This window comes from Chrysiogenia bacterium (assembly GCA_020434085.1).
In the GTDB taxonomy this organism is placed as follows: domain Bacteria; phylum JAGRBM01; class JAGRBM01; order JAGRBM01; family JAGRBM01; genus JAGRBM01.
On record JAGRBM010000340.1, the window covers coordinates 1 to 7,716 of the forward strand.

Genomic DNA, 7,716 nt, shown 5'->3' on the forward strand with positions numbered 1-7,716 from the left:
GAAAGCGCGCTCGTAGAGCCCGCCCCGCCAGGGCTCGGGCACGTGCCATTGAATTTTGCTCGTGCGGCGCAGCATCGAGCATCAGCCTACGGGAGGACTGTGACATCCTGCGTCCTTGTCAGGCCGCCGGAGGTAAAAAAAAACGCGGCAACGCCCCCGCCGGGGCCGGGCTTACGGCTCCGAGATGCTCAGGATGGTCGAGGAAACGGCGGGCTGAGGGCTACCCCTCGCGCGTCTCCATCAATTCCTTCATTCGGGCATGCGCGAGCGCGCAGAGTTCTTCGGCATCGCGCCCTTCTGTTTCAATGGGCGCGCCCACGCGCAGGACGACCTCGCGCGGGGTGTGGGCGAAGCCGCGCCCCCAGGGGCCGCGCGCGCTTGCGGGCGGATTCTCCATCACCGAGACCGGGACGACCGGCGTGCCCGTGCGCGCGGCAAGCACGAAGGCGCCGGGACGAAACGGCGCGAGCTCTCCGGGCGGCGGGCGTTTTCCCTCGGGATACATGAGGATCGACCTGCCGCGTGCCAGGTGCGGCCGGCAGAGCTCGATGAGTTCCTCGGTGTCGGCTTTGGGAGAGAGAAAGATCTGCTCGAGCCGCGCGGCCATGGGGCCGGTGAACGGGAAGCGCCGGAGATCGGCGCGAATCACCGCACGCCAGTTGATGGGCACGTGGTGCGTGAAGAGATACCAGTCCCACTCGCTGCAGTGGTTGGAGACGAAGACGTAGGTCTTTTGCGGGTCGAGTTGCTCGGTCCCGGTGGCGCGGTGGCGGATGCCGCAGCCTGCCAGAATGCTCCCGCTCCAGTAGCGGCGCAGGTGCCAGTGCCCCCAGTCGGTGTCTTTGCCAAACAGAAAGCTCGTCATCGCCGCGCCGGCCATGCCGACGCTCACGCCCGCCATGACTCCCAGGCGAAGCCCGCTGACTACCTTGTCCTTGCGTTCGCTCACCGAAGTTTCTCCAGTTCGACGCGCCAGGGGACGTGCGGGCTTGCCAGCGAACGGGCAAGTTCCCCGGCGGCACCGTCGGCCTCCAGGGCTTTGACGAACTCGGGCCCGCCCAGCCAGGCGACCCACTGCACCATGCGCACGCCGTCGCTTTCGGGGTCGGCCTCTTCCCAGCTCTCCTCGACATCCTCGAGCCGGTAGCCCACGCGCCAGCCGCCGCTCCGGCGCTTGCTTGCGTAGAGTTTCGGTCCCAGGGCCTGCTCGTTTCCGGGAAGCTCAAGCCAGTGGACAAAGCCGCCGCCGGCAGTTGCGACGACGATCCACTCATAGGAGTGGTCGGCGGGCAGGCGTCCGGGGGCCTCAAACCGCGCGGCCCCGGGCAGCAGCACCCGCGCGTCGGCCGGCAGCGTGAACCAGTTCTCCACGTCGATGGCGTTGCCCAGCAGGATGAGCGCCCGTGGCAGGTCGATGAGCACTTCCTGCTCGATGAGATCGGAACCCAGGTACAGGGTGGATGGCTTGGCCTCGCTCCAGCGAACCAGCGCCTTGACGGCGACCTCTGCGCGACGCCGGATGAAGGCATGTCCCCCGTCGGCGCGAATTGCATCGAAACGAAAGTCCGCGTCGGTCCGCTCGAAGGGGATGATCCCCAGCGCGCGGCCGCCGATGCGAAAACCGATCGCCTCGGAGAGCATGCCCTGCCCCGTTCGGAAGTTCCGGTAGAAACCCGAGCCGCCGGTAAATTCGAGCGAGAAGTCCTCGGAAGCGTAGGCATGTCCCGAGAGACGCCCCGCCGTGCTCGCCGTTGGAGCGCCGGGCACAAGGAATCCCTCGCGCGCGTCCTCGCCGCTCTGCACGCGGATGCGCCAGGCGGCGCCCTCGGGCGCGGCGCCTTCCGAAGGCTCGCCCAGCGAGCGCGCCCGCAGGTGAAGGGAGCGCGCCCCGTCCGCTTCGAGGATGTCGGCGGGAGCTTCCGACCAGCCGTCCCCGGCACGGGTCATCACCCGCCACGGCCCGCCCGCCGGGGCCGCGACGCTCACGTGGTCGAAGAGCTGCGTGCGTGTCATGTCCATGTTCTGTTTCATTGCCTGCGGGCTCTGCGCGAGCAGCGCGAGCGCAAGCATCCAGCCTGCTTTCAAGCCTGTTCCTCCGCGCGATGCACCGGCTCGACAATCAGGCGGTGCAGGACGAGCCCGAGCGCCGCGCCGGTGAGCGAGTCGAGAAGGTAGTGTTTTTTGAGAAGCAGCGTGCTCGCAAAGATGAGCGCCCAGCAGATGCTCGCAAGAATCTTGATGCGCGGCGAGACATGGCGGAGCGATCCCCATGCCAGCGTCGCCGTCGCCACATGCAACGAGGGAAACGAGTTCCAGCCCCCGTCATTGAGCCAGAGCATGCGCGGAAGCAGCAGGCTGTCCCAGAATCCGCTGGGCGGCGGCGTCATCACCCGCACCGGGATGAGAAGGAAGCAGACAAACGAGACCGCCATCGCCGCCATCAGCCCCAATGCACCGCGGCGAAAGAAATGAATTTCGGAAAACCAGATGCCCGGTGAGACGGCGTAGACATAGCCGAGGGTATAGGGCAGCGCGGCCCAGCTCTGATAGGGGATCTTGTCCTCGAAGGCGAAGGCGATGCTGATCCACTCGCGCCCTTCGACGATGCGGGGAATTCCCAGGTAACCGAGCGCAAAGAACTGCCCCATCAGCAGCGCCCAGAGTCCGTGCTGGGGCGTCATTCCGCGCCACCAGGTGCTCCACGAATGCGGGCGGGAGGCGGGCGCAGCGAGAGGTGAGGACTGAGAGCTTTCCACGCCGCGCCAGCCTAACACAGTCTCAAGAAATCGGCGCGTCGGGCCTGAAAACAGCGGTTTGCGGCTGATCTCAAATTTGCGTGAACTTTTTTATTGACTGACAAGTCAATCATAAATAGCCTCCCCACCCGGGCGGTGAGTTTCGCTCAGTTCTGGGCAGAAGACAGGGGACCAGCCGATGAAATCCTTCGTTCATTTCAGCAAGGGGCGCGTGCCGCGGCAGGCGCACGTCGACATTCCCGAGGGGCTCAAGGACGACGAGCTCGGTCGCAAGGGATTCTATGGACGCGTCGCGCAGCTCTACCGGCGCAATGACCCCACGCAGTATCGCGCAACAAGCGATCTCAAGCTCTGGGACTTCAGCTCGCGCCGGATGAGCCCCGCCGACGAAAGCGATCCTGCCGGCGCGCCGCTCAAGGTTCTCTACAACGAGGACTGCGCCATGTTCGTGAGCAAGCGAAAGGCCGCGATGCCTCACTTCGTGCGCAACGCCGATGCCGACGAGGCGCACTTCGTACACGTGGGCACCGGCACCTTCGAAACCGAGTTCGGCCCGGTTCCCTATGAGCCCGGCGACTACGTGGTGATTCCCAAGGCGACGACCTACCGCGTGGTTCCCGACTCCGAAGAGAACCACTTCTTCATTCTCGAGACCTACGGGGAGATGGAAGTCCCCGACTTCGGTGTCTTCGGCCGCCACGCACCTTTCGACCCGACCCTGGTTTATGTGCCCGAGCCCCAAGTGCTCGAGAGCGAGGGCCAGAGCGAGTGGGAAGTGCGCGTGAAGTTCGGCGGGGAATGGCACTCCATCTTTTACAAATGGAACCCCTGCGACGTCGAGGGCTGGAAGGGCGATCTCTTTCCCTTCAAGCTCAACATCCGCGACATCAACGTCATCAATTCCGACACCATCCACCTGCCGCCCACGGTGCACCTCTTCCTGCAGGCGCCGGGCCTCATGGTGGTGAACTTCCTGCCGCGACGCGCCGAGGAAAAGAAAGGCGCCGAGCGCCCGCCCTGGTATCACCGCAATGTCGACTACGACGAAGTGGTCTTCATGCACGGCGGTTCATTTCTGGGCGGCCCGATTCCAAAGGGACGCATCACCCTCTCGCCGCAGGGCATTCACCACGGCATTCCCGAGCCCATCCGCGTGATGGCGCGCAACACCCACGACAAGATCCAGCGCATCGAGTGGGAGCTGGTTGCCGTCGACACCGAGCGCCCCCTCAAGGTCACGCCCGAGGCACGCGCCACCGATCGCGACATTGTTGCCGCTGAAGGAAAGTAGACAGGAGCACCACCCATGGCATTCGAGCGATTCGAGATTCCCTCCGACTACAAGGAAATCGACCCGGCCATCCGCCAGGAAAACGTGAGCCCCACCGCGCTGGACGGCTGGCCGCTGCGCGGGATTCTGTATCTGCCGCCCAAAACCGACCCCGACGTGGCGCTGCTGGCCATGCACCCGCGCGGTGATTTCTCGCGCCACTACGTAGCGCCCCACGCCGCCGGTGCGGGCTACGCATTCCTTGGCTGCAACACGCGCAACCTCAACAACGACGCCGACTGCATGCACGAGCGCATCCTGCTCGACATGGGCGGCGCCGTGCGCTTCCTCAAGGAGCGCGGCTTCAAGAAGATCGTCCTCATCGGCAATTCCGGCGGCGGTTCGTTCTCGAGCTTCTATATCGAGCAGTCGAGCCTGCCCGCTGAGAAGCGATTCGACCGCGGCCCCTCGGGTGACAAGGTGCCCCTTCGCGAGGTGGAGATGCCCACGGTTAACGGGCTGTGCCTGCTGGCCGCGCACCCGGGCGAGGGAAAGTTCCTGCTCGACCGGCTCGATCCCTCCGTCGTCGACGAAGCCAATCCCACGGCCGTCAACCCGCGCCTCGACATGTACAATCCCGACAACGGCTACGTGCCGCTGGCGAAGGGGCAATCGAAATACTCGGCCGATTTCCTGGCCGAGTTCCGCGAGGGCCAGCGCGCCCGCTGCGAGCGCATCGACCGGCAGGCGCTCGAATGGGCCGAAGAGGCCGCCTACTTCCGCGGAAAGTATCGCAACCCCGACTTTGCGAGCATGGACGCCGACGAGCAGAGCCGCCTTCGTCGCTACGGCCTGCAGCGCCGCTACCTGCTTATCTACCGCACGCTCTCGGACCCGCGTTACCTGGATCTGTCCATCGATCCCTCGCAGCGACCCATCGGAAGCATCTTCGCCTACGGCGGGCGTGATCCCATTGCCGGCAACTACGGCGAGGGCCTTGCGCGCGTGATGAGCGTGCGCGGCTGGCTCTCCACGTGGTCGGGCCTTTCCTCGCGCGCCTACCTTGAGCGCACGCTTCCCTCGGTGAAGGTGCCGGTGAACATTGTGAACACCTACGGCGATACCGACATCTACCCGGCCGAGGCCGACCGGGCATTTGAGCTCTGCGGCGCAAGCGACAAGGCTTTGCACCAGCTCGAGTGGGCCGATCACTATCTCAATCCCGTGGGCGAGCAGGGTGCTAAACTCGATTGCCCTCGCGCGCGCGCCTGGAACGAGTTCATTCACCCCTGGCTCAAAGAACGCTGGCCGGTATAGAAACGACTTCCGCACTTCCCTCTCCCTCCGCGAGAGGGAGGCGAGCAAAGCGAGCGGGTGAGGGCTGCGCCGCTGCAGCAACAAAACCCTCACCCTGGCTCTCTCCCAAAGGGAGAGGGGAAAGGCTCAAAAAATGGAATTCATCAAGATCGAAAAACCGCGCAAGCACGTCGCGCTGATCACGCTCAACCGGCCCGAGCGCTACAACGCGCTCTCTCACCAGGTGGTGCGCGAGCTGCTCGAAGCCCTCGACACGGTTGCCGGCAATCTCGACACCCGCGTTATCGTCATCACCGGCGCGGGCAAGGGTTTCTGCGCGGGCGCGGATCTCAAGGAAGGCTTTGGCAACACCAATCCCAATGAGAAGGGCGCGCTCGGCGTCATCCAGGCCACCTACCAGATGCAGAAGGACTACGGCGGCATCCCGCTGAAGATGCGCCAGATTCCCCAGCCCATCATCGCCGCGGTGAACGGTCCGGCCGCCGGTGGCGGCATGGCCATCGCGCTTGCATCCGACATCCGTATCTGCACGCCGACGACGAAGTTCAACAACGCCTTCATCAAGATCGGCATCGGCGGCGCCGACATGGGATCGAGCTACTTCCTGCAAAAACTACTGGGTTCGAGTGTCGCCTCCGAGATGATGTACACCGGGCGCTTCATGGAACCAGGCGAAGCACTGCAGCGCGGCCTGGTCAGCCGCATCGTCGAGGGCGAGAAGCTGCTCGATGCCGCCTTCGAGCTGGCCGAGCAGATCATCGGCACGGCCAGCCCCTTTGCGCTGCGCATCACCAAGGAAGCCATCAACCGCGTGCAGGGCGGGCTCTCGCTGGAGGAATCCATCGAGATCGAAAACCGCAACCAGGTCATGGCGCTTCAGACCAAAGACGTGCAGCGCGCAGTCATGGCGTGGGTTCAGAAGAAGGTGCCGGAGTACGAGGACGACTGAGGCGCCGAAGGCGCCGCTTCTCAGCTCTTCCCCCGCCCTGTTTGGCAATCGAGAGGGGGAAGATGCCAAAGGCAGATGGGGCACCAAGCCCGCGCCGAAGGCGCGACTGATCAGCTCTTCCCCCGCCCTGTTTGGCAATCGAGAGGGGGAAGATGCCGAAGGCAGAAGGGGCACCAAGCCCGCGCCGAAGGCGCGACGACTCAGCTCTTCCCCCGTGCCGGGGGAAGATGCCAAAGGCAGATGGGGGCAGGTGCTATAAGTGCTGCGCGGCACGCCCCCTCAGTCCGGCTCCGCCGGACAGCTCCCCCGTCCGCGGGGGAGCGCTGAATGGAAACGGAGAGATCCCATGCCCCTTGGAACGAACATTTTCATCGCCGTGCTCGGCGTGCTGTTCCTCGTTACCGGCTCACCGAAGGTTGTCGGCGTGAAGTATTTCGCGCGGGCCTTTGAGAAGTTCGGCTACCCGCAGTGGCTGCGGGTCGTCGCGGGTCTCATCGAGGTCGTCGGCGGCGCGGGGCTCCTTGCCGGGATCTGGTTCCCCCCGACGGCGACGCTCGGCGCGCTCCTGATCTTTCCGGTGATGTGCGGCGCGACGTATACGAACTACGTGAAGGTCAATTCCACCAACGGCACCGGCACGCTGGTGATCGTGGGGCTGGTTCTGCTGAGCGCCTGGCTCACCCTGCCCCACGCCATGAACACGCTGGGGATGAGCTCGCCCTGGTAAACCCTCAGGCAAGGGGCGGCCGCCTCGCCAGGTAGAACATCGGACCCACAACCGGAATCGCCGCGTAAGCCGCAAAGCGGCCTGCGTTCCAGCAGCCGCGGCGCCGCATATCGGCGCGCACCGCCGCGAGCGGCAGGAGCAGCGTGAGCAAGCAGATGTCGATGCTCATCACGTAGACGAAGGACTCGCGCCGCGCCAGATCGACAAAGGCCGGCCAGTCGCCGACGAAGATTCCCAGCCCCAGCAATCCCGCTCCCGCCAGCGCGAGAAACCAGCCCAACGCCGGGTGGTCGAGCACCCGCGCGACCTGGGTCTGCGGGGCTTCGAGCACGTAGTCGTCGCGTCGCAGCGCGTAGTAGGGAAGCAGCGCCATCGCGCCGAAGAAGAAAGCCCCCAGCAGAAACCAGCCGCCGTGGGGAAGGCCCGTCTCGCGCTCGTGCCAGATCGTCGCGCCGAATGCCAGCCAGAGCACGCCGATCGCATTCCACTCCGCAATGAGCGCGGGATTGAAGTCCCAGTAGTTGCCGATCGCCAGGTTGCCGAAGAGTTTGAGCGACTCCCCCGTCGGCGCGGGGCTCGTCAAAAACGCCGCCAGCGCAAAGGCCGCCCACCAGAGCCAGTAGAGTTTTTTCATGGAGTCCCCCCCGCGCTATCCCTCGATCGCCACTTGCCGTTAGGCACCCTATGCATTTCCAAC

Annotated in this window: 8 protein-coding genes; 4 read left to right on the forward strand and 4 right to left on the reverse strand. The window is 65.1% G+C overall.

From position 1 onward, the window contains the following. Nucleotides 1-220: 220 nt before the first annotated feature. The 3 genes from KDH09_11765 to KDH09_11775 are packed head-to-tail and all read right to left on the reverse strand — an operon-like array spanning nt 221 to nt 2,681. A complete protein-coding gene (locus KDH09_11765) occupies nt 221-949 on the reverse strand; it encodes a 1-acyl-sn-glycerol-3-phosphate acyltransferase (GenBank protein MCB0220364.1) in 729 nt (242 codons plus the stop codon). Next, nucleotides 946-2,085, reverse strand: a complete 1,140-nt coding sequence (locus KDH09_11770; protein ID MCB0220365.1) for a hypothetical protein — start codon at nt 2,083-2,085, stop codon at nt 946-948. Before KDH09_11770 ends, KDH09_11765 begins: the two co-directional genes overlap by 4 nt. Continuing rightward, nucleotides 2,082-2,681: a phosphatase PAP2 family protein gene (locus tag KDH09_11775; GenBank protein ID MCB0220366.1), complete on the reverse strand. Its 600-nt coding sequence runs from the start codon at nt 2,679-2,681 to the stop codon at nt 2,082-2,084. The genes KDH09_11770 and KDH09_11775 overlap by 4 nt, the downstream gene beginning before the upstream one ends. A 253-nt stretch (nt 2,682-2,934) precedes the next feature. On the opposite strand from KDH09_11775, the gene KDH09_11780 reads away from it, so the two are divergent. The 4 genes from KDH09_11780 (at nt 2,935) to KDH09_11795 (ending at nt 7,019) form a co-directional block, all read left to right on the forward strand. After that, the gene (locus KDH09_11780; GenBank protein MCB0220367.1) at nt 2,935-4,047 is read left to right on the forward strand and encodes a homogentisate 1,2-dioxygenase; all 1,113 of its coding nucleotides are present in this window, start codon (nt 2,935-2,937) and stop codon (nt 4,045-4,047) included. A gap of 15 nt (nt 4,048-4,062) precedes the next feature. Next, the gene (locus KDH09_11785) at nt 4,063-5,343 is read left to right on the forward strand and encodes an alpha/beta hydrolase (GenBank protein ID MCB0220368.1); all 1,281 of its coding nucleotides are present in this window, start codon (nt 4,063-4,065) and stop codon (nt 5,341-5,343) included. 133 nt (nt 5,344-5,476) lie between these two features. Beyond that, nucleotides 5,477-6,292 carry an enoyl-CoA hydratase/isomerase family protein gene (locus KDH09_11790; GenBank protein ID MCB0220369.1) on the forward strand — a complete coding sequence of 272 codons (816 nt, stop codon included), beginning with the start codon at nt 5,477-5,479 and terminating at the stop codon, nt 6,290-6,292. 346 nt (nt 6,293-6,638) lie between these two features. Beyond that, nucleotides 6,639-7,019, forward strand: coding sequence for a DoxX family protein (locus KDH09_11795; GenBank protein MCB0220370.1), 381 nt, complete (start codon nt 6,639-6,641; stop codon nt 7,017-7,019). 4 nt (nt 7,020-7,023) lie between these two features. Here the strand turns inward: KDH09_11795 and KDH09_11800 are convergent, their stop codons facing one another. After that, the gene (locus KDH09_11800) at nt 7,024-7,653 is read right to left on the reverse strand and encodes a hypothetical protein (GenBank protein MCB0220371.1); all 630 of its coding nucleotides are present in this window, start codon (nt 7,651-7,653) and stop codon (nt 7,024-7,026) included. Nucleotides 7,654-7,716: the final 63 nt, after the last annotated feature.